This is a genomic window from Mycolicibacterium llatzerense, assembly GCF_000878195.1.
In the GTDB taxonomy this organism is placed as follows: Bacteria; Actinomycetota; Actinomycetes; order Mycobacteriales; family Mycobacteriaceae; genus Mycobacterium; species Mycobacterium llatzerense.
This window is the reverse complement of record NZ_JXST01000002.1, coordinates 108,059-132,989: the sequence shown is the minus strand read 5'-3', so window position 1 is coordinate 132,989 and position 24,931 is coordinate 108,059. Positions and strand designations below refer to the sequence as shown.

Sequence of the window (24,931 nt, the reverse complement as noted above, 5' to 3'; positions counted from 1 at the left end):
TCTCCTTCAATGGATCAGTCGAGAATGCCGGCGCCCGCCAGCGCGGGAACGGTGTCTTCGCGGTGCAGCAATGACCTGACTGCCGTCGAGAACTGCCCGAGCTTGTCGACGCTGGCCTGCATCTCGTGGCCCCAGATGCTGATGCCCTGGTGAGTCGTCGGCTTCCAGGTCGATTCGTCGACGATCAGCGGGTTCCAGCCGACCTCCCATTCGAAACCCGATGGCGTGACGGCATAGAACGACAGCTCGCGGTCGTTGGTGTGCTGGCCGATACCCAGCGCCATGTCGAACCCCAGGGCTCGCACGCGTTGGTAGCTGTCCGTCAGATCATCCAGCTCGGCGACCTGAATGTTGAGGTGCTGCACGCGGGTCCGAATCGGGTTGATCGACAGCCGGTTCGTCGCGGCGATGGCCACCGAATGGTGGCGCCGATTCACCCGGAGGAACCGGATCTTGACCTTCACCCCGCTCATCGTCTCATCGATGAAGTCACTGAGCCGCGCATCGAGCAAGGTGTTGTAGTACCCGCGCACCTGGTGCGGCTTGGTGCTGGTGACGGCGACGTGGCCCAGTCCGAATTCGCCGGTGACGAAACCTTTTCCGGCGACGGACAGGTGGTCGCCGACGTGCGCTCGCGTGTACAGCTCCTGCGCCAGCCCGTTCGGGCCGGGTATCCGCACCAGGCGCTCGACGCCGCGCAGCGCTGCTTCCTCATCGCTCCCGACAGTGACCGGAACGCCGCAGCGGTGCACGCGCCCGAGAATCTCGTCGAAGGTCTCGTGATCATCGACCTGCCAGCCGAGCGCGGTGACGTCCTCGGCCGGACCGCGCCGCAGCAGGAACCGGCATTGTTGTTCGTCGAGCCGGAATCGGATGGCGTCCGAGTCGAGGTCATCGAGGTGCAGGCCGACCGCGTCGCGGCCGAACCGCCGCCAGTCGGCGAACCGCTCCGTCTCGACCGCCAGGTAACCGAGCGACACATGACCGAACACGCTCATGGCTGGAATACCGTGTTATCCGAGAGGAATTCGTCGACCAGTTGGTTGAACAGGTCGGCGCGTTCCCATTGCATCCAGTGTCCGGTGCGGCTGGTCATGACCAGTTCGGCGTTGGGCATGATGTTCTGCAGCATGGGTCCGCCGGAGGGCCGGTTCACCTTGTCGTCGCGACCCCACAAGATCAGCGTCGGTGTCTGCAGCGATGCCAGCCGCGAGTCGCGGGTCAGGTCCATGCGCCACAGCGTTCGCAGGGCAAACGGTCCGGACGGCCGGCTCAGCGGCGGATCAGCCACCACCTCGGGATCGATCGACGCGGCGTACCGCAGGTCGATCAGCTCGTCCGGCACCGAATCACCCTCGTAGACCAGGTAATTGCGGATGAACTCAGCGAGCTTCTCTCGGCTGGGGCCGGTGCCGCCGTAGTACGCCAGCAGGCTGTTCAGGCCGGCGGTCGGCAGGCCGCGCGTGGTGCCGATGCCGCCGGGACCCATCAAGACCAGCTTGCCGACGCGACCCGGAGTGTCCAGCGCCAACCGCAGCGCCGCGGCTCCGCCGTACGAGTTGCCGATCAGATGTGCTGTGCTGATGCTCAATTCGTCGAGCATCCCCCGCATCGCGTCGGCCAGCGAGCCGAAGGGGTCGGACTTGTCGATGCCCTTCGATGAGCGCCCGTAGCCGGGCATGTCAGGGACGAGGACGCGGTAGTGCTGGGCGAGCGCGTCGATGTTGCGGGAGTAGTTGGTGACGCCCGAGGCACCCGGACCGCCGCCGTGCAGCAGCACCACCGCAGGACCCGATCCCGCTTCGGCCACATAGATTCTCCGGCCGCCCACGGTGACGGCGTGTTCGGTGCGAGTAGTGGTCATGCGTGTGCTCCTGTCAGAGTGGTGAGGTTCAGCCCGGCCGGCGGGGCCGGCATCGTCTGGCCGGATGAGGTTGCGGCATAGATGAATCCGTCGGGACGCAGCACAACGGCGTCAGCTTTGCGGTCACCCAACCACCGCACGAGGCTCGGTTCAGTGACCCGTAGGCTCGATACGCCTGCGCGAGCCCAGGCCGCGGCCCCGAGCGGCGCGGCGCCGGTGTGCAGCAGCGTCCACTCGCCGTCGAGCAGATCGTCGAGAAGCACGCCGTCCACGGCAGGTTGCGGGACCTGCCAGCCCACCGCGGGGTGCGCCTTCGCGAAGAAGCCGTCGTCGTAGCGAGCGTCAGGAATCCACCAGATCTTCTGCCCCACGGCGTTGGCGCCGGGAATCCTGGTCACCGCTCGCACGACGTGATTGCGGATTGTGGCCAGCCATGGCCGCCGCTCGGTGATGATCCGGCCCACCAGCACCGCGCGCCGCGTGACCTCGGTGACGTGCGATTTGCGTTCTTCCTCATACGAATCGAGCAGAGTGTCCGGCGCTTGGCTTCGCAATACGGCGGCCAGTTTCCAGCACAGGTTGGCGGCGTCGCGCACACCAGCGGACATCCCTTGGCCGATCCACGGCGGCATCGCATGCGCGGCATCACCGGCGAGGAAGACTCGGCCGACACGCCAGCGGTCCGCTACTCGCACGTGATGGCTGTAGACGACCGCACGCAGGATTTCGACATGGTCGGGCGTGATGCCCTGTTCCCGCAACACCTTCCAGACGGCTTCGTCGCTGACGAGATCCTTCTCGTCCTCCCCCGCTCTGGCGGGGTACTCCCACCGGTGATGCCCCAGCGGGGTCGGACAGTCGACGGTCGGCCGTTCCGGATCGCAGTGAAACCGCAAGCGGTCGTGGGCATCCCATTCTTTGATGACCTTGGTGTCGATGACGACCCAGCGCTCGCCGTAGGTGCGTCCGCTGTACCCGATGCCGAGCACCCCGCGCGTCGCCGACGAGCCACCGTCCGAGGCGATGACATAGCGGGCGGTCACCCGCTTGAACGTGTCGGTGTGCAGATCGGCGAGCAGCAGTTCGACGTCGTCGGTCCGGTTGGCCACCCGCAGGCATTCGTGTTCCAGGAGGACCTCGACGTTGGCGAAGCGCGCGACGCCCTCGCGAAGTACCGAGTCAACCGCCGGTTGGTAGAGGAACTGCTGCGACGGATGGCCGCACCCGCGGCCGTAGATGACCGTTTCGATGAACGGGCGGCCGTCGGCATCGACAAAGGCAACGGGGCGGCCCGGCAGCATGTCGCGCTGGAGTCGCTCCGCCAGCCCGACCGACTGCCAGACCCGCAGCACTTCCTCGTCGGTGGAGATCGCCCGCGCCCGACTGTAGATGTCCGGGTCACGCTCGATCACCAAGACTCTCAGCCCCAGCTGGCCCAGCAGGTTGGCCGCGGTGGCACCAGTCGGGCCATACCCGACGACGGCGACGTCGTAGGTGTCATCACTGCTCATCCGGACCTCCGCTTGTTCTGTAGTGATCGCTACGGTAATGTAGTGATCGCTACAGAGTCAAGAGTGGGGAGCGAAAATGACCGAAGCACCCAAGGCGCGTCGGAAACGAGCCGACGGCGAGCAGTCCCGTGAGCGAATCCTGGACGCCGCCAACGAGATTGCCTCCGAACGCGGCTACGAGGGCACGAGCATCGCTCTGGTCAGTAAGAAGTGCGGGCTCCCCGCCAGCTCCATCTACTGGCACTTCAAAGACAAGGACGACCTGCTGGCCGCAGTCATCGACCGCAGCTTCGAGACCTGGCTGCGCGTCTGGGAACTCCCCTCCGACGGCCAGCCGCGCGAACGCGTAATCGGCCTGGCCACGCAGCTCGCGAAAGGCCTGCTCGACCATCCCGATTTCCTGCGGCTTGGGCTGATGCTCGCACTAGAGCGCCGGCCGGTGGAACCGCGAGCCCGTGCACAGTTCCTTCAGGCGCGAACGCAGGCCTCCGCGTCACTCACGGAAGCACTCGGCGAGCTGGCCCCCGGCCTCACCGACGCCCAAGTCCGGCTGTTGGTGAACTACTCCATCGCCGGCGCCGACGGCCTGTTCATCGCCAAGGAACTCGGCGGCGATTCGGTCGACCTGCTCGAGCTGTTCGAGATGCACGCCAACGCCATGTACGACACGGCATTGCGGATGCTCGCCGAGAACGCACGATGACCGCGACCATCGGGGCCGCCGTGCCCATCGTCGCCGCCGTCGCGAAATCGGGATGCGTGACCTATGCCGAGATCGTGTCGTCGATCCCCACGGGATCCGCCGGACCGGACATCCGCGTCGGCATCGACGATCTCATCGAAACCACCTGTGCTGCAATGCAGACCGCGGGCGCCGGTCAGGCGAAGGTCATCTCTCTGCTCAGCCCGGCCCCGTCAGTGCGGAACACCGTCTATTGCCTGGTCGACGGCGATGTTGACCGCGATGCCATTGGACGCGACGTACACAGCGCGGTAGATCGGGTCAGCGCAGAGGTTCCCGGCTTCCGGCTCAAGCAGGCCGTGCAGTTCGAGCGCATCGGCCCGATACACATCCCAGAAATCGGCGCATTCGCGGGCACCAAGGTGACTGCACTCGTCGAGGTCGCCACCGAAAGCGCCTGACTCCCAACATGATCTACATCAGCGACGTCACCCTGCGCGACGGCATGCACGCCGTGCGCCACCAGTACAGCATCGCCCAGGCCGTCGCGATCGCCACCGCGCTCGATGCCGCGGGTGTCACCTCCATCGAGGTCGCACACGGCGATGGGCTGGGCGGGTCCAGTTGCGTCTACGGCTTCGGTGCGCACACCGACCTGGAGTGGATCTCTGCCGTCGCCTCCGCGGTGTCCCGCGCGCGCATCGCCACGCTGATCCTCCCCGGGATCGGCACGGTGCGGCAGCTGCGCGACGCCCATCGCGCCGGCGTGACCGTGGTCCGCGTCGGCACCCACTGCACCGAGGCCGACGTGTCCGCGCGCCACCTCGCCGCCGCCCGCGAACTGGGGATGGACGCCGTCGGCTTCCTGATGATGAGCCACCTCACCACGCCGGCAGCGCTCGCTGGCCAGGCGAAGTTGATGGAGAGTTACGGCGCGACGTGCGTCTACGTCGTCGACTCCGGTGGGGCCATGACGATGCGGGACGTCGCCGACCGTGTCGACGCGCTACGCCAAACCCTCAACCCCACAACAGAAATCGGCATCCACGCCCACCACAACCTGTCGTTGGGTGTCGCCAACTCGATCGCCGCCGTCGAACACGGTGCGACCCGCGTCGACGCGTCACTGGCCGGGATGGGTGCCGGCGCCGGCAACGCGCCGCTGGAAGTTTTCATCGCCGCGGCCACCAAGCTCGGTTGGCAGCACGGGTGCGATCTGCATGCGCTGCAGGACGCCGCCGACGATCTGGTCCGGCCGCTGCAGGAACGCCCCGTCCGCGTCGACCGGGAAACCCTGACGCTCGGCTACGCGGGTGTGTACTCGAGCTTCCTGCGGCACGCCGAGATCACTTCTGCGCGTTTCGATGTCGACGCCCGGACGCTGCTGGAAGAAGCCGGGCGACGCGGACTCGTCGGTGGCCAGGAGGACATGCTGGTGGACATCGCGCTGGACCTCACACGCGCGGAAACCGGCTAGGCGACCAGCTCCACCAGCGTCGCGTTGGCGGTACCGCCACCCTCGCACATGGTCTGCAGACCGTAGCGAATCCCGTTGTCCCGCATGTGGTTGATCATGCGCGTCATCAGCACCGCACCGGACGCCCCGAGCGGATGGCCCAGCGCGATGGCGCCACCCAGCGGATTCAGCGCTGCTTCCGAAGCGCCGGTCTCCGCCAGCCAGGCCAGCGGTACCGGGGCGAACGCCTCGTTCACCTCGAACGCCCCGATCTCGTCGATGCGTACGCCCGTCTTGCGCAGCACTTTCTGCGTGGCCGGAATCGGACCAGTCAGCATCAGCACCGGGTCGGCGCCCGTCACCGCGCCGCCGACATACCGCACCAGCGGGGTGAGGTCGAGCTGCAGCGCGTTCTCCAGTGTCATCACCAAAAGTGCTGCCGCACCGTCGGAGATCTGCGACGAGTTGCCGGCGTGGATCACGCCGTCGTCCTGGAACGCCGGCCTGAGACCGCCCAGTTTCTCGACGGTCGTTCCCCGTCGGATGCCCTCGTCCTCGTGCACCACACCACCGTCGTCGGTGAACACCGGAACGATCTGCGTGACGAACGCACCCGAATCCTGTGCGGCCGCGGCGAGTTCGTGCGACCGTGCGGAGTATTCGTCCAGCCGCGCCCGCGACAGTCCCCATTTCTTCGCGATCATCTCGGCCGAGATGCCCTGATTGAAATTGAAACCGTCATACCGGGCCAGCGCTTTCGGCCCGTACGGCTCCCCCGTCTGGCGGGCCGCGCCGAGCGGTACCCGGCTCATCACCTCGACGCCACCGGCCACCACGATGTCCTGCTGCCCCGACATCACCGCCTGTACCGCGAAATCCAGTGCCTGCTGGGATGATCCGCAGGCCCGGTTGACCGTGGTCCCCGGAATCGACTCGGGCCAGCCAGCCGCCAGCACCGACCAGCGGGCGATATTGCTGGACTGGTCGCCGACCTGCGAGACGCAGCCCCAGACGACGTCGTCGACCAGATCCGGTGCCACCCCGGATCGTTCCATCAGTTCATTGAGCACCACGGCGGACAGGTCGGCGGCATGCTGGCCGGCCAGTCCCCCGTTGCGCTTGCCGATGGCGGTCCGCACGGCCTCAACAATGACGACTTCACGCATGGTCGCTCCCTGCTTTGTAGACATCTCCGATGGCACCGTCGGCTCGTAGGCCGGCAATATCTTCAGCGCTGTAACCCAATTCGCCGAGTATCACATCTGTGTGCTCGCCGAGGCCCGGAATTGCACCCATGCTCAGTTCGAGTCCGCTGATCACCGGTGGCGGCAACAAGGCCTCGATGGGGCCGTTGGGCGTGCTGACCTGACGCCACCGGTCACGGGCCTGCAGGTGCGGATGCGCGATCACTTCACTGGGCCGGTTGTACCGCGAGTTGCCGATCCCGGCCTGGTCGGCGATCCGCTGAATATCCTCGAGATCGCGCTCTGCGCACCAGGATCCGATGGCTGAATGGAGCTCGTCGCGGTGCGCGCAGCGATCCGAGTTGCTTGCGAAGCGGGGATCCTCGGCGAGGTCGGGCCGGTCGATGATCTCCCGGGCCAGCCGCTGCCATTCCCTGTCGTTGGTGGTGCCGAGCACCACGGTCTGCCCGTCCCGGGTTCCGAAGGCGCCATATGGCGCAACGGCCGGCGACGCCATGCCGAGCGGCTGTTGATTCACGCCGGAATGCTGGGTGTAGGTCAGCGGGTAACCCATGATGTCGGTCATCGTGTCGAACAGGCTGACGGCGACGGACGGTGCCGGGCCGACCGACACGCCACGGGCCCGGCCCAACAGCAGCGCCATGATCGACAGCGCCGAGTAGAGACCCGTGCTGATGTCGGCGACGGGCGGACCGGGTTTGGCGGGCATCTCCGGAAAGCCGGTGGCGGCGCACGATCCCGACTCCGCTTGCACCAGAAGGTCGTACGCGCGTTTCTGAGAAAGGGGACCACCCGGGCCGTAGCCGTCGATTTCGACGGGGATCACCTGCGGGTGCCGCTTGCCCAGCTCCTCGGGCGACAAACCCAATCGCGCGGTGGCGCCGGGCGCCAGGTTGGAGACGAACGCGTCAGCGCCGTCCAACAGCTGGTGCAGCACCGCAATGCCGCTGCCGGACTTGAGGTTCAGGGCGACCGACTGCTTGCCGCGGTTGGCCCAGACGAAATGTGCGGCCTGGCCCAGCACCACGTCGTCGTAGTCGCGGGCGAAATCGCCGCCCTGGGGATTCTCGACCTTGATCACCCGGGCGCCGAAGTCGGCCAGCACGCGCGTGCACATCGGCGCGGACACCGCCTGCTCCATCGCGACGACGGTGATCCCGGCCAGCGGCAGCGACGACGCTTCGGTCACACCCTCACATAACCATGCCGCCGCCCGCCGGCGCGCTGCGGGCCGCCCACTCAGGAGTCCGACGCGCAGGTCACATCGACGTAGACGTTGTTGATCATGCGGGTGTCGGCGCGCTGGGTCGGGTCCGCCGCATTCGGCAGGCCGTGCACGTCGGTCACCGTGCACGCCGACAGCGGTGCGCTCGGGGCGCCATCGACCTGCACGTTGTAGCCCTCGCTGCGCAGTGTGGACACGACGTCGGCGCCGTTGTTTCCCGACACGCTGGAGGCCTGCGCCGGGCCGGCAGCCGTCAGGGCGGCGGCCGCCAGAGCTGCGGCGGCGGCGGAGATCAGTGCGATCTTGCTGGTCATCTCGGTTCCCTTCAAGTTGAGGTTCTGACGGCTTCCAGCCTCGAATCGGCCGACAAGGGTTCCCCGGAGGAACGATGAAGATTCGTTAAAGAACCCGCCGCCGACCAGGCCAACCGGTCGACCAGGCCGCCACGCGGGTGCACCATGAGCAGGTGAACGGCACCGAACCCACGCCGAGCCTGCGCGCGCTGGTCGTCGACGACGAGACGGCGCTGGCCGACGTCGTGGCCAGCTATCTCAAGCGCGAACAGTTCGAGGTGCGCATCGCCGCCGACGGCCCGTCAGCCCTGGTCGCGGCCCGCGAACTCGACCCCGACGTGGTGATCCTCGACATCGGCCTGCCCGGCCTCGACGGCATCGAGGTGTGCCGCCAGCTGCGCATGTTCTCTGACGCGTACGTGGTCATGCTGACGGCCCGCGATACCGAGATCGACACCATCGTCGGACTGTCGGTCGGCGCGGACGACTACGTCACCAAACCTTTCAGTCCACGCGAGGTGGTGGCCCGGATCCGCGCCATGCTGCGACGACCCCGGCGCGCGGCCGATCCGGTCCCGGCGACAGGAACACCGCCCCGCGTCTTCGGGGATCTTCATATCGACACCGACAGCCGCCAGACCTTGCTCGGTGGCGCGCCAATCATGCTGACCCGCACCGAGTTCGATGTGCTGGCGGCCCTGTCGTCACGTCCACGTCAAGTGTGGACGCGGCACCAACTGTTGGAAGCCGTATGGGGCGAGTCGTGGTTCGGCAACGACAACGTCGTCGACGTCCACGTCGGGCATCTGCGGCGCAAGCTCGGCGACAACTCGGTCGAGCCGCGGTATGTCACCACGGTCCGCGGCGTCGGTTATCGAATGGGAGAAGGCTGATGGCCCAGAACCATCCGCGCAGCAAGCACGGAATCCGCAGCCGCCTGCTCGTCACCAACGCGGTGGTGGTTGTCGCGGCGATCGCCACCACGACCACCGTCGCCTTGATCATCGGCCCGCCGATGTTCCGGCAGGTGATGCAGGACGTGCTGGTTCCCGGCCGCACCGGCCCGCACCCTTACGAGCACGTGTTCCGGCAGGCGACCGCCGTTTCGGTGGGCATGTCGCTGGCGGTGGCCGCGACCACCGCGCTGGCGCTGAGCTGGTATCTGAGCCGACGGATGCACCGCTCGACCGCCGAGCTCGCCGCCGCGGCGACCGCCGTGGCCGACGGGAACTACGACATCCGGGTCTCACCACCACACCTCGGCACTGAATTCGATTCCATTGCAGAAGCTTTCAACACGATGGCCGAGCAGCTGGGCTCCGTCGAGACGACCCGTCGCCAGCTGTTGGCCGATCTCGCACACGAGCTCCGCACGCCTGTCTCCGTCATCGACGCCTATCTCGAGTCGATCGAAGACGGCATCCATCCTCTCGACGCGACCACCATCGGCGTGCTGCGCGATCAGACCCGACGGCTCACCCGACTCAGCTCCGACGTGCGGGCACTGTCCGATGCCGAACGTGACATGGCGCTCGTCGACACCGAGTCCGTCGCACCGGCGACCGTGATCGCTGCTGCCGTCGACGCGTTCGCAGCGCCGTATCGCGCCAAAGGCGTTGCATTGACGTCGGATGTCGCTCCGCGCTTGCCGGATCTCTGGGCCGACCCGCAGCGGCTCGACCAGGTGCTGGCCAATCTGCTGACCAACGCGCTGCGGCACACGGAAGCCGGCGGCACGGTGCGGGTGACGGCAACATCGGTTGGCGGATCGGTGCAGATCAAGGTCTGCGACGACGGCGACGGCATCGCCGCCGAACATCTGCCGCGGCTGTTCGAGCGGTTCTACCGGGCCGACTCGGCGCGCGACCGGGCGCATGGCGGCTCAGGCATCGGGCTGGCGATCGCCAAGGCCCTGGTCGACGCCCACCATGGCCGTATCACCGCGACCAGCGCCGGCGTCGGCACGGGCGCAACCTTCACCGTGGAATTGCCCAGCCGCGCAACGTCGCTCGCGGGTTCACGCGAGTCCTGATCCCGACGCCTCTGTACGACAACTAGCCCGGATAGTTGGGGTTCGGCGGGTAACCCTGGTTCGGGTATCCGGCCGGCGGATAGCCCGGGTAGCTCGGCGGCGGGTAACCCGGATAGCCCTGTTGTGGATAGCCGGGATACCCCTGCTGCGGTGGCATGGGATACGTCGGCCCTGGCCCGCCGCTCTGACCACCACCGCTCTGCCGGCCCCGGCGACGCAACGTCACAACGACGAACACCACGAGGCACGCCACCCCGAGCACGACGAAGACGACGATGGGCCACGACCAGCCGTTGTGCGGCGCACTCACCCGGATGTTGTTCACGCCGGGGCATCGAACGGTCACCGGACCGCGGTCGCGCGGCAGCTCTCCCACCGCGCGGTAGGTCTTGCCCCTGGAGAAGAAAAGGCGCCGCTTGCCACCGAATTTCTTCTCGGGATGCGCGCCGGTGAAGGGCGCCAACGACTGCGTCTTCCCATCAGATGTCGTTGCCGTACAACGAATGTTCGATTGCGATTTTTCGAGATACACGACGTAGCTGCTGTCGGTGGGCGTTACCACGCCACCTGATCTGATCGATGCCCCCGGCTCGCTCTTGGAGCCCAGAAAGACCATCACCGCCAGTGCCAACATCCCGAACCCGAACAGCGTCCCGATCACTCTGCCGATCGGGCTACGTCCCCCTGTACTCCCCATGCCCCGATTCTCACACGCGCAATGGTGGCTGCCTGCCGGGGATTCCGGCGAGTTCAGCGCAATCGGCGTGTACAACCAATTCGTCTACGTCGACCCGATCAAGAACACCGTCATCGTCAAGCTGTCTGCGAACCGCATGTACGGCACGAGCGACGACGAGTCCACCAACCGCGAACTCGAGACGGTCGCATTCCTCCGCGCACTTCATTGGCGCACCAGCGCACTGACCCGAGTCGCGACGGCCAACCGCACCTGGCAATGCCTGAAAAGGCTATGAATCAATTATGAAATTGACATGGCGAACATTATGCGTCGCGTATGAGTATCTCGACGCACGTTCAATCCTGACTAGAATTGAATTTGAGATAAAAGCAGATAAACGGTTTTCAAATGCTCGAAAGGAAATTGAAGTGTTGAGCGGCGGTATCACCAAGAGCGTCATGGTTGCGTTCGTAGCGATCGTGTTGAGTTTGGGCTCGGCGTCGCCGGCGCTGGCTGCTCCCGAGGTGCAGGCATCAGCCCAGGCCACGATCAGTGATCTGGAAGCACGAGGACTTCGGCCGATACTCAACAAGGTCGGTAACGCACCCATCGAGCAATGTACGGTCATCGCGGTGCGGGAGGGCACTGCCGTCAAGCACTCCTGGATACAGCGAGGCCCAACCGGGAACGTCGGCAATCTCATTCGATATAAGACTGCGTACGTTGATCTCATGTGCAATCGATAAATGATGCCAACGGAGCATTTGAGCCACAATTTGCAGGCAAATAGTTGAATCGGCGGTCAGGTGATTGCCGCACGGCCACTGAGCCTGTCGGGACGTCACTCCCCCGTCAACCACGATCTGCGTCCGGGTGAGTGACGCCTTGGGCGACACGAGGAACGCGACGGCCGCCCCGACCTCGTCGGGCTGCCCCAACCGGCCCAGGTCGCCCTGCCGCATCGGCGCGCGGAGACATCCCATTACGCCGCGGTACCGGACCATCGAAGTCATCGCGACGGGCGCGGTGACGCTTGGCGCCCTCTGGTCCGCCGCATGGAAGCTATCCGGCGCACCCAAGGACTCCCCCTGGCCGACAAAGGTTTACGACGACACCATGGACTTGATGCCGATCCATGAAGACAAGAACTTCCTGCGGTCCCTGCACCTCAAATATCTGGGGCAGGACGATCTGCCGGGATCCGACGCTCCGAAGAATCCGCCCCCGCCGCCTGGCAGTCCCGCCAAGAAAGCTGCGAAGAAGGCCCGCTGACTCACCTCGTTGCTGACACCAGTCCTGATCAGCTAATTTCTTCGCCTAATTACATCTTGACCCAGCAAACATACGGTTGGTATTTTATAGATGGGGTTCAATCGCTGGGGACCATGGTGTGCGGGGCGGTGTTGGCGCGCTTCCTGCGAATAGTGTTGTGGCCACCAGCATTTCCGATAGCGGAGGCGGGGATCAGAATATGACAGCTGCACATGCCAAGAAATCCACAGCTAACGTACAGAAAGCCGCCACGCTGTTGGTGGCTAGTGCCACGGCGGTAAGCGCGAGCTTCGCCGTGACCAGTCCGCAGACCAAGAGCATGGCCGCTCAGCTGCCAGCGATCACGACGCGGGTCAAGCTGACAGCGAGTTCGGACCCGATCGCGTTGATCAAGGACCTGCTGGCGCTACGGCTGCACTTTCCCGGCAATCCGACGCCGAACGCGGCGACCAACGTCGCATTGGCGCCGACCGCCACACCCGCAGCTGCCACACCACTGGACCTGGTTGGCAGCCTGGGCGGCGTGCTGACCGGTGCCGTGGGCACGGCGTGGACCGACGGGGCCTACTTGTTGTACACGGCCTTGAATATTGGCGTCGGAGTGGGCTGGCCACTGCTCACAGATGGGCCGGCACTGCTGTTCCACCCGGACCTGCTCGTGAACTTTTTCACCAACTATGCACTTCCCGTCATTCAGTACTCCATCAACAACGGCCTCTACGGAATCGTCAGCACCACAGCGCAATTCCTGTCCAGCCTCGCGGGCCTGCTGCCGGCGGCAGCGTCCCCGCTAGCCGCGAACACACCGAAGTTGCAGACCAATTCGGCTGCGGTGACGCCTTCCATCAGTCCCTCGGTTCCCGCACCACAAGACGTGGTCGGCGGCCTGGGCAATGTGGTGTCGTCTGGAGTATCGATGGTGGCGAACGACGTCGCGTACGCAGTGAACCTGCCGATGGCCGTCGCGGTGCCAGTGGTCGTGCCACTGGTGGCGGGCCTGCCCTACACCCTCGCCCCACAGGCGCTGCTCGGGCTGCTCACCACCAACCTGCCGAACGCCCTGCGGTTTGCCCTCACCAACACGGTGAGCGGAATCGTCTCGCAGGCAGGACAATTCGTCGCGAGTCTCGGTGGCCTCGTCCCAGCGGCAGCGGCGCCTCTCGCGGCCACGAGTGTGCCCAAGGTGCAGACCAACCTGATCAAGGTCAGCAAGCCCACCGCGGCGGCGGCAGCACCCAACACTGCTGCCGGCTCGAAGTCGGACAAGACCGGTTCGGACAAGAAGTCGGACCAGACGGGCTCCGATAAGTCCGGCACCGACAAGACCGCACTGAAGCCGGGCGGCAAGCACAGGAAGTCCACCGACTCGGAGCAGACCGGCAACAGTCAGACCGATGCCGGCTCCGGCAAGACCGGACCCGGAGAGAGCAAGAGCGGCAACGGCTCTCATGGCAGTGACGGATCGCAGCACTCGTCGGGCAAGGCGGGGTCGAGCGGTCGCGGAACCGGCGATGGGCACAGCAGCACCGGAACCCACGGTGGTGGTGGGGAGCACGGCGGCGGCAAGTAGCCCTGTCAGAAACCAGTGTCGAGGGGTGGCTTCATCGGCGGCAGCAATGACGCCGATGAAGCCATCACACTGGCCGCGCTCTCCCCACCACTTCGCGCTGGGAGCTGTCACCATGTGCTGACACTGTCAACGCATGATGACAGCTCCGGATCGCACACACCTTAGGTAGAGCCGACACGCCCGGATTGCTGCAACCGACACCATCGGATCAGGCCCAGTCAGCTCCATGCGGGTGTGAATACGCCACGGAAACAGCGACGCCCTCCACACCGCCCCGCACCAATACCTCATCGCCGAGCCACTATCAGCAGCAGCCACAGCCGCAACACGCGTATCCACCTCCGCAGCAGGTCCCGATCTTCCAGGTGACCACCATGCGGCACACCGGGGCGTTGGTCTTCTGGTTCAACCAGCGCTACGTGACCACCGGCACGTACGCCCAATGCCAGGCGGCCTTGCGCAGCGCGCAGATCCACAACGTGGCCTTCGGCTGGTGGAGCCTCCTGTCGATCTTGATGATGAATTGGATTGCGATCAGCAGTAATTTGATCGCCCGCAAGAAGCTCAACACCGACGTGCAGCAAGCGCAGGCATACGCCCAGTGGTGGCACCAGTACATCGGCCCCGGCCGAGCCTGAAGAGCGCATGGGATGCAGCTTTCGGGACAACAGCTTTCGACACTGATCATGGCCCAAGCCACCACCACACACTGAACTGACGCAAACACGAGGGAACAGTGGCAAAACGGTCAGCGGTCAAGAAAGCGTGGGACGACGCACTGGCGCAGCCAAACGCCGCTAGGCGTGCCTCGACGTCACTCCCCCGTCGACCACGATCTGCGTGCCCGTGATGAACGACGCCTTGGGTGACATGAGGAATGCGACGGCCGCCCCGATCTCCTCGGGCTGCCCCAGCCTGCCCAGCGGCGCCGCCGACACGAACGCGGTTTTGACCTCAGGGACCGCCAGCGCGTCGGCCAGCATCGGGGTTTCGATGAAGCCCGGGCACACGGCATTGACGCGAATTCCCAACGGCCCCAACTGGCCTGCCATCGACCGGGTCAGCCCCAACAGCCCGGCCTTTGACGCGCAATAAGCCGGAATGAACGGATTGCCGACCAATCCCTCGATGCTCGAAATCCCCACGATCGCCGGCGAAGCACCGGCAGCCAGCGCCTTCTCGAAATGCGGCAGCAGCAGCTGGGACAGCAGTGCCTGCGCGCGCAGATTCACGTCGACGACGGCGTCCCAGGACTCCACGGTGAACATCCCGACCGGTTCCGGCAATACGCGGCCGGCGGCGTGGACCAGGCCGTCGATGCCGTCCATCGCCGCAGCGGCCTGCTCGACAGCGGCGGCCATGGAGTCGGTGTCACTCACGTCGACGACGACGCCGTGTGCCCCAAGAGATTCAGCCACCGCCACCACCTGCGGTGAAATGTCGAACAGCGACACCGCGCGACCGTCGGCGATCAGCGCCTTGGCCGACGCCAGGCCGATACCCGATGCGCCGCCGGTAACCACCACACCACTCATGCCAGACCTTTCAATACGCTCCGCTCCGTAGCGGAATACCGATCGGCTCGGACACTACGCGATACCGGCCCACCCCAGCGTTTCAACGCCGGAATTCATAGCCACTCATGGTTGGCTCGAAGGGTCATGACGAAACGTATTGCGCTGCTACTGACCTGCACGCTGTTCCTCGGCACCACCGGATGCTCGATGTTCGACAGCCCCGAGCCCGAGGACGCCTTCAACGCGTTTGCTGATGCGTTGCACCGCAAGGACTCCAGCGCCGCAGCCAAGGACACCACCGACGCCGCCGCATCGGAACCCACCATCAAGTCGATGTTCGATGGCATGGGCAAAAACGCCACGCTCGACGTCAAGGCCACTGCCGGCGAGGGCGACAACAAGTCGACCGCCAAACTCGCCTACACCTGGTCGTTCGGACCTGGTCGCGAATTCCGTTACGACACAACGGCAATCGCGACGAAGGTCGGCGAGGACTGGAAAATCCGCTGGGCCCCGGCGCTTTTGCACGCCAAACTCCGGCAGGGCGGCACATTCCAGTTCAGCGAAGACAAAGCGCTGCTGACGCCCGTCGTCGACCGCAACGGCCAGCCGCTGCTGAACTGGCAGACCGTCGGCGTCATCACCCTCAGCCGCGACCACCTCGACTCCGCCGCGGCACTGGCTCCGGTGGTTGCCCGGTTCGACGGCACCATCACCGCCGAGTCGATCGCAGGCGAGTTCAACGGGAATCAGGACGACCGCGTCACCGTCGTCAAGCTCCGCGAGGCCGACCTCGCCCAGGTCGCCGACGAGCTCACTCAGATCCCCGGCGTCACCGTCACCAAGCAGGGCGCGCTGCTGACCGCCGACCCGAACCTGCACTCGCCCGCCATCAGCGGACTGCCCGAGGTCTGGCAGAAAACCATCGACGCGACCGCCGGCTGGTCGGTCGACCTGGTCGACGATCAGGGCCAGCCCACCGACGAACTCGCGAACAACGGCCCCGCCGACACCAAACCCGTCCGCACCACCCTGGACCCGCGGCTGCAGCTCCTCGCGCAGCATGCCGTGGCCACCGACCCCCGCCCGACGGTCCTCGTCGCCATCGCACCCAGCACCGGCGCGATCCTCGCGGCGGCCCAGAACGACGCCGCCAACGCGCAGGGACCCATCGCCTTCACCGGCCTGTACCCGCCGGGGTCGACGTTCAAGACCGTCACCACCGCGGCTGCCCTGGAGAAAGGGCTCGCGACCGCCGACACCCCCGAACCCTGCCCGGGCACCGTGACCATCGAGAACCGGACCATCCCCAACGAGGACAAGTTCGACCTCGGCACCGTCCCGCTGGCGCAGGCGTTCGCGCACTCGTGCAACACCACCATGGGCGCGCTCGCCGACAAACTCCCTGCCGACGCGCTGCCCAACACCGCCAAGACCCTCGGCATCGGCGTCGACTTCGTCGTGCCCGGCATCACCACGGTGACCGGCAAGGTGCCCAATGCCGATACCCCGGCTCAGCGCGTCGAGAACGGCATCGGCCAGGGCACCGTCACCGTCAGCCCGTTCGGGTTGGCGGTCGCTGAGGCCAGCCTGGCGCACGGCTCGACCATCACCCCCACGCTGCTGCCCGGCGAGCAGACCACGGCCAGCACTCCGTCGGCGCCGGTCGACAAGCCGACCGCCGACGCCCTGCGCGCCATGATGCGGCTGACCGTCACCGAGGGCACCGCGACCGCACTCAAGGACATCGACGGCCTCGGCGGCAAGACCGGAACCGCCGAATTCGGCGACAACACCCACTCGCACGGCTGGTTCGCGGGGATCGACGGGGACCTCGCGTTCGCGACGCTGGTGGTCGGCGGCGATTCGTCAGCGCCCGCGGTGGCCGTCAGCGGGGACTTTCTGCGTGCCGCGCTGGCCGGATAACGGCGTGCCAATTTCACCAATTGACCCGGTACTTGGGATTCTGGGCTGATGCGGGTTGACGGACGCGAGGTCGCGGTCTCGGGCAGCCTGCTGCAACCGATCACCCGGCGGACCAACGACATCCTCCGATTGGTGGCGGCGTCGGCCTTCCTCGTCACCGTGGTCACCAGCTCGCTGATCACCCGCAACGACTGGGTCCGGCTGGAACGGTCGGTGTCGCGGATCGTCGGCGTCCTCACACCGACCCAGTCGAACCTGGTCTACATCGCCTACGCCATCGCGATCCTGGCGCTACCGTTCGTCATCCTGCTGAGCCTGCTGGTGACGAAGCAGTGGAAGCTGCTGGGTCCGTATGCCGCCGCCGGGCTGATCGCGGTGCTGTCGCTGTCCATCAACTCCAACGGCATCGCCGCGCCGAACTGGCACTTCGACCTCTCCGACCGCCTCAACACCGTCTTCTCCCAGTTCCTCGACGACCCGCGCTGGATCGCACTGCTGGCCGCGGTGCTGACGGTGTCGGGTCCCTGGCAGCCGGCCCGGCTGCGCCGCTGGTGGTGGACGCTGCTGCTGGCGTTCGTGCCGATCCACCTGGTGGTCAGCGCCATCGTGCCGGCCCGGTCGCTGCTCGGCCTGGCCGTCGGGTGGTTCGTCGGCGCGCTGGTGGTTCTGGTCAGCGGCACCCCGGCACTGGAAGTTCCGTTGGCCGGTGGGGTGCAGGCGCTGGCCCGCCGCCAGTTCGAGGTGTCGGCGCTGACGGTCATCCGGCCGGCCGGGACGGGGCCGCTGGTCCTCAGCGCCGATTCGGCCGACGGCACCCGCGCCGTCGTCGAGCTGTACGGGCCGAACCAACGCGTGGGCGGTGCCATGAGCCAGCTCTGGCGCAAGATCACGCTGCGCAACGACGAGACCGCTCCCCTGCAGACCTCGATGCGCCGCGCCGTCGAGCACCGCGCGCTCATGACCATCGCGGTCGGCGACCTCGAGCTGGCGAACACCCGGACCGTGGCGCTCGCGGCACTCGACCGCGGCTGGACGATGTTCGCGCACACCCCGGCGTGCGGGGTGCCACTGACCAACGAGACGCCGGTCGCCGACGTATGGCAGGCGCTCAACGCGCTGCACCACCACCAGATCTCGCACGGCGATCTACGCGCCTCCGAGATCACCGTCGACGGCCGCACGGTGGTGTTCGGTGGGTTGGGCAACGCCGAGTACGGGGCCTCGGATGTGCAGCTGCAATCTGACATGGCGCAACTGCTGGTGACGACGACCGCCATGTACGGCGCCGAGCCCGCGGTGACGGCGGCCATCGAGCAGTTCGGCGAGGACACCGTGCTGACCGCGTCGCGCCGGCTGACGAAATCGGCGATGCCGCTGCGGCTACGCGAGTCGCTGCCCGATTCGCGCGCCGTGATCACCGCGGCGCGCGACGAGGTGAAGCACCAGACCGGCGCCGACCGCATCCAGACCGAGACCATCACCCGCTTCACCCGCAACCAGGTCATCCAGCTGGTGTTGATGATCGCCCTGGTCTACGTGGCCTACCCGTTCATCAGCACGGTGCCGACGTTCTTCTCCGAGCTGCGGTCGGCCAACTGGTGGTGGGCCTTGCTCGGGCTGGCGGTCTCGGCGCTGACGTATGTCGGGGCGGCGGCGGCGTTGTGGGCCAGCGCGTCGGAGGCGGTGAGCTTCAAGAACCTGACCATCATGCAGGTGGCCAACACCTTCGCCGCGACGACGACGCCCGCCGGCGTCGGCGGCCTGGCGCTCAGCACCCGGTTCCTGACGAAGGCCGGGCTCGGCGCGTTGCGCGCGACGGCTGCGGTGGCGCTACAGCAGTCGGTGCAGGTGCTCACCCACGTGGCGCTGCTGATCTTCTTCAGTGCGGCCGCGGGGGCGTCGGCCGACCTGTCGCATTTCGTCCCGTCGTCGACGATCCTCTATCTGCTCGCCGGCGCCGCCCTCGGTGTGGTGGGCACGTTCATGCTGGTGCCGCGCTGGCGGCATTGGCTCGGTACGTCGGTGCGACCGCGGCTGACGGAGGTGTGGGCCGACCTGGTCGCGCTGGCCCGCCAGCCCAAGCGCCTCGGGCTGATCGTGTTGGGTTGCGCCGCAACCACTCTGGGGGCGGCGCTGGCGCTGTGGGCGAGCGTCGAGGCCTTCGGCGGGTCGACGTCGTTCGTGACGGTCTGCGTCGTGACGATGATCGGTGGGACGCTCGCGTCGGCGGCGCCGACGCCCGGCGGTGTGGGCGCCGTGGAGGCCGCACTGATCGGTGGCCTGGCCGCGTTCGGCCTGCCCGCAGCCGTCGCGGTGCCGTCGGTGCTGCTCTACCGGGTGCTGACGTGCTGGCTGCCGGTGTTCATCGGCTGGCCCGTCATGCGCTGGCTGACCGAGAAAGACATGATCTAGGACGCCTGCCGCCGGCGTGTCGTCGTCGGGCGTGTCGTCCTGCCTTGTGAGACATACGATCTGGAAGCGTCAACTTTCCCTGACGCGTCAGGGAAAGTTGACGCTTCCCAACGAAAGTTGCCAAGAGACACCGGTGCGGCAGTCACAGCTGTGACTGCCGCGTCTCGGCATTCCCTACATCTTGGCGAGCATGCCGTTCATCGTGGCGATCTCACCCTGCTGCGCGGCGATGATCGCTTCGGCCATCTTCTTGGCGTCCGCGTTGGTGCCGTTCTTCAGCTCGTCGTTGGCCATGGTGATGGCGCCCTGGTGATGCTCGACCATCATCTGCAGCCACATCTTGTCGAACGCCGCGCCGGACAGGCCCGTCAGCTCGGTCATCTGCTGCGGGGTCATGAGGCCCGGCATCGAGTGGCTCATGGTGGCCGACGGCGCGGGCTTGCCGAAGCCCGCCAGCAACGTCGTCATCTGCTGCATCTCGGGGGCCTGAGCGTTCTCGATGGCCGTGGCGAGATCCTTGACCTGCTGGTTCTGCGAGCGGGTCGGGACCAGCTTGGCCATCTCGACGGCCTGGGCGTGGTGCGGGTACATCATCTGCAGGAACATGACGTCGGCGTCGTTGAAGTTGGCAGCCGGCGCGGTGCTGCCGCCCGACATACCCGGCATACCCGGCATGTTGTGGCCCGACATCGGCATGGACGAGCTGGTTGCGGGCAGGGTCGAGGCGTGCTCGCTCGGCGGGCTACACGCCGCGAGTGCGATGGCAGCAGCGGTTCCGGCGATAGCGATTGATGCGATTTTGAACATGGTTGAACTCCTTGAGAATTGGATGGGTTGACGCGGGGCGCGGCCCATCAGATTCGGAGCAGGGATAGTTCCGCGAGGGTGAGCACCGTCCACGGCGGGGCTCTTTGCCTGCGCCGCAACGCCTGTCGAATCCGCGCCTGCACGTTCTGCGCAGGTGCGACGCCGAGCCAGTACAGCAAAGCCAGACCCAGGATGGTCAGCAGTTCGGTCATGACGAAGACGCAGGCGTGAAAGCCGTTGTGTCCGTTGCAGTCGCAGGCATCCGACAAGGACGTTTGCGCAGCCGAGGCACTCGCGTGCTGATGAACAGCCACCTGCGAATGATGCGACGGACTGTGAGCGGGCGCGACGATCAGCGAATGCATGCCGATGATGCCCGCGATCAAGACCAGCAGCCCGACAACCCGCCAGCCGACATGGACGCGCGTGCTGCGATGCGTCACGTCGGCCTCCGGTTCGGGTATCGGTTTCTCAAATCATAGTACCCGAGGGGGGTATATCTCCGGGAATAATTTCGCGGCCGATATGCGCGGGACCGCGTCCCACGCCAAATCGTCGGTGGGCCGCATCACATCGCGTTGTTCGCAGTGGTGACTTTCACCGTTGTCTGACTCGTCGGTTAGTTAGATTCGCTACTAGTGTCGACATATGGGTCGGGAAGCCTTGAGTCACAGCATTATTGGGGCGGCAGAGTCGCTGGAGCAATACGTTCAGCCGGACGGCAAGATCGTCATACCTGACGGCATCACGCTGACGTCGTTCCTGGAGCGCAACCGCGCGGCGATGGGCGACAGCCCGTCGTACCGGTTCATCGACTACGCGCAGAACCCCGATGGCGAGATCATCGAACTCAGCTGGAACGGCCTCTGGGCTCAGGTCAACGCCGTCGCGGCCCGGCTGCAGCAGGTGACCAAGCCCCGTGACCGGGTGGCGATCCTGGCGCCGCAGGGCGTCGACTACGTGGCGGCGTTCTTCGCGGCCGTGCACGCCGGAAACATCGCCGTCCCGCTGTTCGCGCCGGCCCTCGCCGGCCACACCGAGCGACTGGCCGCGGTGCTGTCCGACGCCAAGCCCTCCGCGGTGCTCACCACCACCGCCGCCGCGGAAGCGGTCCGCGCATTCATCAAGACGCTGCCCGCGGCCGAGCGCCCGAGGGTCATCGCGGTCGACGCCGTTCCCGCCACCCTGGCCGAGATGCACGTCAGCCCGGAGACGGGTACCGACGACGTTGCCTACTTGCAGTACACCTCGGGCTCGACGCGCACTCCCGCCGGCGTGGAGATCACACATCGGAATGTGTGCACCAACGTCATTCAGATGATCCTGGCCGGCGGCCTGGACACCGACATCCGCAGCGTGAGCTGGCTGCCGCTGTACCACGACATGGGCCTGATCATGATCATGTTCCCCGCGCTGTGCGGCGGCCAGATCAGCCTGATGGACCCGATGGCGTTCGTCCGCCGGCCCTACCGGTGGATCCGGCGGCTGGCCGACGAGGCCGCGCACGGCCGGACTTTCGCGGCCGCACCCAATTTCGCCTTCGAATTGTGCGCGCAGCGGGGCCTGCCGCCGGCCGGCGAGCCGCTCGACCTCAGCAATGTGGTGACGCTGCTCAACGGATCCGAGCCCGTGACGCTGCCGTCCATCGAGCAGTTCATGGAAGCGTTCAAGCCGTACGGGCTGCCCGAGACGGTGGTGAAGCCGTCGTACGGCATGGCCGAAGCCACGCTGTCGGTGGCCAGCATCGCCGCCGACGAAAAGCCGTGCGCCACATATCTGGACCGCGAAGAGCTCGCGGCGGGCCGGGCCGTCGTGGTGGGCCGGCATGCCGATGGCGCGGTCCCCCACGTGTCGTGCGGGCGGGCCATCCCCGACCAGTGGGTGACCATCGTGACCCCCGACGGCGACGAGGCCGCGGACGGCACGGTCGGCGAAATCTGGTTGCACGGCAACAACATCGGCCGGGGCTACTTCGGCCGGCCCGACGAGTCCGAGCGGGTCTTCGGCAACAAGCTGCAGACCCGCCAGACCGTCAGCCACGCCGACGGCGCCGAGGACAACGCATTGTGGTTGGCCACAGGCGATCTGGGCGTTTACGTGGGCGGCGAGCTGTTCGTCACCGGCCGGATCAAGGATCTGGTGATCGTCGACGGGCGCAACCACTACCCGCAGGACATCGAGGCGACGGTCAGTCGCGCCTCGTCGGCCGTGCGCTCCGGCTACGTGACAGCCTTTGCTGTGCCTGGTGATTCGGGCGAGCAACTGGTCGTGGTCGCCGAGCGCGCAGTGGGTGCCGGCCGCGCCGAGTTGGAGCCTGTGGCCGAGGCGGTGCGGGCCGCGGTGTCGCGTCATCACCAGGTTCGCGTCGCCGAGGTGCGACTGGTCGCGGCCGGCCGCATCCCCCGTACGACGTCGGGAAAACTGGCCCGCACTGCCTCGCGCGCGGAGTTTCTGTCCGGTCAATTCGACTGACGGCCGACAGTCCGGGCGCGGTTGCGGCACTACTGATTTGGGGCGCCTCAGCCCACTGGGGCACGAGTCGTCTCCAGTTAACAGAACGTTATTTGTCGATCACGCCAATTTGCACCGTTGCGGTCGCTGCTCGTGTTGGATGACGCTGTAGCCCACATAGGCCAGTCCTCCGACGGGAGCACCCAGATGACGCCGCAGCGGCCCGACATCGTCATCCTCATGACTGACGAAGAGCGCGCGATCCCGCCCTACGAGGCCGACGACGTTATGGACTGGCGCCACCGCACGCTCACCGGCCGGCGCTGGTTCGACGAGAACGGTGTGCGCTTCACCCGGCACTACACGGGCTCGCTGGCGTGTGCACCCAGCCGGCCGACACTGTTCACCGGTCAGTACCCCGACCTGCACGGCGTCACGCAGACCGACGGTCTCGGCAAGCGGTACGACGACTCGCGGCTGCGGTGGCTGCGCCGCGGCGAGGTGCCGACGCTGGGCAACTGGCTGCGGGCCGCGGGCTACGACACGCACTACGACGGCAAGTGGCACATCTCGCACGCCGACCTCGAGGACCCCAAGACCGGCAAGCCGCTGGCCACCAACGACGCCGACGGTGTCGTCGACCTCGTGGCCGTGCAGGCCTACCTCGATGCCGATCCGCTGGGACCGTACGGCTTCTCCGGCTGGGTCGGACCCGAGCCGCACGGAGCGGCCATGTCCAACAGCGGTTTTCGGCGCGACCCGTTGGTCGCCGATCGGGTCGTCTCGTGGCTCGAGGACCGGTACGCGCGGCGGCGCGCGGGCGACGCGGATGCGCTGCGCCCGTTCCTGTTGGTGGCCAGCTTCGTCAATCCCCATGACATCGTGCTGTTTCCGGGGTGGGTGCGCCGCAGCCCGCTGCTCGACTACCCCGTCCTCGAACCGCCGCATGTGCCCGCGGCGCCGACGGCCACCGAAGACCTGAGCGACAAGCCCGCCGCACAGGCCGCCTTCCGCGAGGCCTACTACTCCGGCTACGGCCCGGCCGCGGTGATCGAACGCACCTACCGTCGTAACGCCCAGCAGTACCGCGACCTCTACTACCGGCTGCACGCCGAGGTCGACGGCCCGCTGGACCGGGTCCGTCGGGCCGTCACCGACGGCGGGTCCGAAAACGCCGTGCTGGTACGGACTTCCGATCACGGCGACCTGCTCGGCGCGCACGGCGGGCTGCACCAGAAGTGGTTCAACCTGTACGACGAGGCGACGCGGGTGCCGTTCGTCATCGCCCGGATCGGCGCGGACGCGACCGCGGCCCGCGAAGTCGAGGCGCCGACGTCACACGTCGACCTGGTGCCGACACTGCTCGGCGCTGCCGGGGTCGATGTCGCCGCAACCGCCGAAACCCTGGCCGCCACGTTCAGCGAGGTGCATCCCCTGCCGGGCCGCGACCTCATGCCGGTGGTGAATGGCGCTGTGGCCGAACAGGATCGGCCGATCTACATCATGACCCGCGACAACATCCTCGAGGGTGACACCGGCGCGTCGGGCGCGGCGCAGGCCATCGGCGCCAACACGAATCCGCCTGCGCTGCTGCGCATCAAGGTGCCCGCGAACGTCGCGGCCAACTTCGAAGGGCTGGTCTCGCGTGTCACGAACGCCGAGGCGTCCGGTGGTTCCGGGCACCTGTGGAAGCTCGTGCGCACGTTCGACGATCCGGCGACCTGGACGGAACCGGGCGTGCGGCATCTGGCGGCGAACAGCCGGGGCGGCGACACCTACCGCACCGATCCGCTCGACGATCAGTGGGAGCTCTACGACCTGACCTCCGACCCGATCGAGGCATCCAACCGCTGGGCCGATCCCAGCCTGCACGAGCTGCGCCAGCATCTGCGGACACAGCTCAAGCTGGTCCGGACGGCGTCGGTACCAGAGCGCAACGATCCGTGGCCGTATGTGAGCCGGCGGCCGCCGGAGCCGGGCAGTGCCGTCCGCCGCCTGCTGTGCCGGTTCCGCCCGTAGGCAAACCTGC

The 24,931-nt window shown here is 66.8% G+C and carries 24 protein-coding genes; 13 read left to right on the top strand and 11 right to left on the bottom strand.

Going from position 1 to position 24,931, the window contains the following annotated elements:
• Positions 1-14: 14 nt before the first annotated feature.
• The 3 genes from TL10_RS01935 to TL10_RS01925 are packed head-to-tail and all read right to left on the bottom strand — an operon-like array spanning position 15 to position 3,375.
• On the bottom strand, positions 15-998 hold the full coding sequence (locus TL10_RS01935; protein WP_043984306.1) for a VOC family protein: 984 nt from the start codon (positions 996-998) through the stop codon (positions 15-17).
• Positions 995-1,864 carry an alpha/beta fold hydrolase gene (locus TL10_RS01930; protein WP_043984305.1) on the bottom strand — a complete coding sequence of 290 codons (870 nt, stop codon included), beginning with the start codon at positions 1,862-1,864 and terminating at the stop codon, positions 995-997. Before TL10_RS01930 ends, TL10_RS01935 begins: the two co-directional genes overlap by 4 nt.
• On the bottom strand, positions 1,861-3,375 hold the full coding sequence (locus TL10_RS01925) for a bifunctional 3-(3-hydroxy-phenyl)propionate/3-hydroxycinnamic acid hydroxylase (protein ID WP_043984304.1): 1,515 nt from the start codon (positions 3,373-3,375) through the stop codon (positions 1,861-1,863). Before TL10_RS01925 ends, TL10_RS01930 begins: the two co-directional genes overlap by 4 nt.
• A 76-nt stretch (positions 3,376-3,451) precedes the next feature.
• On the opposite strand from TL10_RS01925, the gene TL10_RS01920 reads away from it, so the two are divergent.
• The 3 genes from TL10_RS01920 to dmpG are packed head-to-tail and all read left to right on the top strand — an operon-like array spanning position 3,452 to position 5,534.
• Positions 3,452-4,078 (top strand): TetR/AcrR family transcriptional regulator, encoded by a 627-nt coding sequence (locus TL10_RS01920; RefSeq protein ID WP_043984303.1) that lies wholly within the window; start codon positions 3,452-3,454, stop codon positions 4,076-4,078.
• A complete protein-coding gene (locus tag TL10_RS01915; RefSeq protein WP_052506269.1) occupies positions 4,075-4,518 on the top strand; it encodes a hypothetical protein in 444 nt (147 codons plus the stop codon). The genes TL10_RS01920 and TL10_RS01915 overlap by 4 nt, the downstream gene beginning before the upstream one ends.
• 8 nt (positions 4,519-4,526) lie before the next feature.
• Entirely contained in the window at positions 4,527-5,534 is a 1,008-nt protein-coding gene (dmpG, locus tag TL10_RS01910; protein ID WP_043984302.1) for a 4-hydroxy-2-oxovalerate aldolase, read from the top strand.
• Here the strand turns inward: dmpG and TL10_RS01905 are convergent.
• From TL10_RS01905 to TL10_RS01895, 3 genes are read right to left on the bottom strand one after another with little or no spacing between them, the layout of a single operon-like run.
• The gene (locus tag TL10_RS01905; RefSeq protein ID WP_043984301.1) at positions 5,531-6,679 is read right to left on the bottom strand and encodes a thiolase family protein; all 1,149 of its coding nucleotides are present in this window, start codon (positions 6,677-6,679) and stop codon (positions 5,531-5,533) included. The genes dmpG and TL10_RS01905 overlap by 4 nt on opposite strands.
• A complete protein-coding gene (locus TL10_RS01900) occupies positions 6,672-7,907 on the bottom strand; it encodes a CaiB/BaiF CoA transferase family protein (protein WP_082067803.1) in 1,236 nt (411 codons plus the stop codon). The genes TL10_RS01905 and TL10_RS01900 overlap by 8 nt, the downstream gene beginning before the upstream one ends.
• Positions 7,908-7,957: 50 nt before the next feature.
• Entirely contained in the window at positions 7,958-8,257 is a 300-nt protein-coding gene (locus TL10_RS01895) for a hypothetical protein (protein WP_043984365.1), read from the bottom strand.
• 137 nt (positions 8,258-8,394) lie between these two features.
• Between TL10_RS01895 and TL10_RS01890 the strand changes: the two genes are divergently transcribed.
• Both TL10_RS01890 and TL10_RS01885 read left to right on the top strand, forming a co-directional pair.
• Positions 8,395-9,129 carry a response regulator transcription factor gene (locus TL10_RS01890; RefSeq protein ID WP_043984300.1) on the top strand — a complete coding sequence of 245 codons (735 nt, stop codon included), beginning with the start codon at positions 8,395-8,397 and terminating at the stop codon, positions 9,127-9,129.
• Positions 9,129-10,268, top strand: a complete 1,140-nt coding sequence (locus TL10_RS01885) for a sensor histidine kinase (RefSeq protein WP_043984299.1) — start codon at positions 9,129-9,131, stop codon at positions 10,266-10,268. Before TL10_RS01890 ends, TL10_RS01885 begins: the two co-directional genes overlap by 1 nt.
• A gap of 22 nt (positions 10,269-10,290) precedes the next feature.
• On the opposite strand, the gene TL10_RS01880 is transcribed toward TL10_RS01885, so the two are convergent.
• Positions 10,291-10,965 (bottom strand): hypothetical protein, encoded by a 675-nt coding sequence (locus tag TL10_RS01880; RefSeq protein WP_131630661.1) that lies wholly within the window; start codon positions 10,963-10,965, stop codon positions 10,291-10,293.
• Here TL10_RS01880 and TL10_RS31585 point away from each other — a divergent pair.
• On the top strand, positions 10,964-11,242 hold the full coding sequence (locus TL10_RS31585; protein WP_043984297.1) for a hypothetical protein: 279 nt from the start codon (positions 10,964-10,966) through the stop codon (positions 11,240-11,242). The two genes, TL10_RS01880 and TL10_RS31585, sit on opposite strands and share 2 nt — an antisense overlap.
• A gap of 238 nt (positions 11,243-11,480) precedes the next feature.
• Here the strand turns inward: TL10_RS31585 and TL10_RS31580 are convergent, their stop codons facing one another.
• On the bottom strand, positions 11,481-11,909 hold the full coding sequence (locus tag TL10_RS31580) for an SDR family oxidoreductase (protein WP_234711349.1): 429 nt from the start codon (positions 11,907-11,909) through the stop codon (positions 11,481-11,483).
• On the opposite strand from TL10_RS31580, the gene TL10_RS31575 reads away from it, so the two are divergent.
• The 3 genes from TL10_RS31575 (at position 11,821) to TL10_RS31395 (ending at position 14,427) form a co-directional block, all read left to right on the top strand.
• Entirely contained in the window at positions 11,821-12,219 is a 399-nt protein-coding gene (locus TL10_RS31575) for a hypothetical protein (protein WP_234711352.1), read from the top strand. The genes TL10_RS31580 and TL10_RS31575 overlap by 89 nt on opposite strands.
• 295 nt (positions 12,220-12,514) lie before the next feature.
• Positions 12,515-13,789, top strand: a complete 1,275-nt coding sequence (locus TL10_RS01860) for a hypothetical protein (protein WP_043984294.1) — start codon at positions 12,515-12,517, stop codon at positions 13,787-13,789.
• Between the two features lie 374 nt (positions 13,790-14,163).
• A complete protein-coding gene (locus TL10_RS31395; protein WP_192830160.1) occupies positions 14,164-14,427 on the top strand; it encodes a hypothetical protein in 264 nt (87 codons plus the stop codon).
• A gap of 159 nt (positions 14,428-14,586) precedes the next feature.
• Here the strand turns inward: TL10_RS31395 and TL10_RS01850 are convergent, their stop codons facing one another.
• A complete protein-coding gene (locus TL10_RS01850) occupies positions 14,587-15,324 on the bottom strand; it encodes an SDR family NAD(P)-dependent oxidoreductase (protein WP_043984293.1) in 738 nt (245 codons plus the stop codon).
• Between the two features lie 126 nt (positions 15,325-15,450).
• On the opposite strand from TL10_RS01850, the gene TL10_RS01845 reads away from it, so the two are divergent.
• Positions 15,451-17,232 (top strand): penicillin-binding transpeptidase domain-containing protein, encoded by a 1,782-nt coding sequence (locus TL10_RS01845; protein WP_043984292.1) that lies wholly within the window; start codon positions 15,451-15,453, stop codon positions 17,230-17,232.
• A 48-nt stretch (positions 17,233-17,280) separates the two neighbouring features.
• Positions 17,281-19,644 (top strand): lysylphosphatidylglycerol synthase transmembrane domain-containing protein, encoded by a 2,364-nt coding sequence (locus tag TL10_RS01840; RefSeq protein WP_043984291.1) that lies wholly within the window; start codon positions 17,281-17,283, stop codon positions 19,642-19,644.
• A 174-nt stretch (positions 19,645-19,818) separates the two neighbouring features.
• On the opposite strand, the gene TL10_RS01835 is transcribed toward TL10_RS01840, so the two are convergent.
• Positions 19,819-20,451 (bottom strand): DUF305 domain-containing protein, encoded by a 633-nt coding sequence (locus tag TL10_RS01835; RefSeq protein WP_338048602.1) that lies wholly within the window; start codon positions 20,449-20,451, stop codon positions 19,819-19,821.
• Positions 20,452-20,498: 47 nt separating this feature from the next.
• Positions 20,499-20,894, bottom strand: a complete 396-nt coding sequence (locus tag TL10_RS01825; protein ID WP_043984288.1) for a DUF6153 family protein — start codon at positions 20,892-20,894, stop codon at positions 20,499-20,501.
• Between the two features lie 205 nt (positions 20,895-21,099).
• On the opposite strand from TL10_RS01825, the gene TL10_RS01820 reads away from it, so the two are divergent.
• Together TL10_RS01820 and TL10_RS01815 are read left to right on the top strand one after the other, a co-directional pair.
• A complete protein-coding gene (locus TL10_RS01820; protein WP_043984287.1) occupies positions 21,100-22,923 on the top strand; it encodes a fatty acyl-AMP ligase in 1,824 nt (607 codons plus the stop codon).
• Positions 22,924-23,109: 186 nt separating this feature from the next.
• Positions 23,110-24,921: a sulfatase-like hydrolase/transferase gene (locus tag TL10_RS01815; protein ID WP_043984286.1), complete on the top strand. Its 1,812-nt coding sequence runs from the start codon at positions 23,110-23,112 to the stop codon at positions 24,919-24,921.
• The last annotated feature ends 10 nt before the right edge of the window (positions 24,922-24,931 follow it).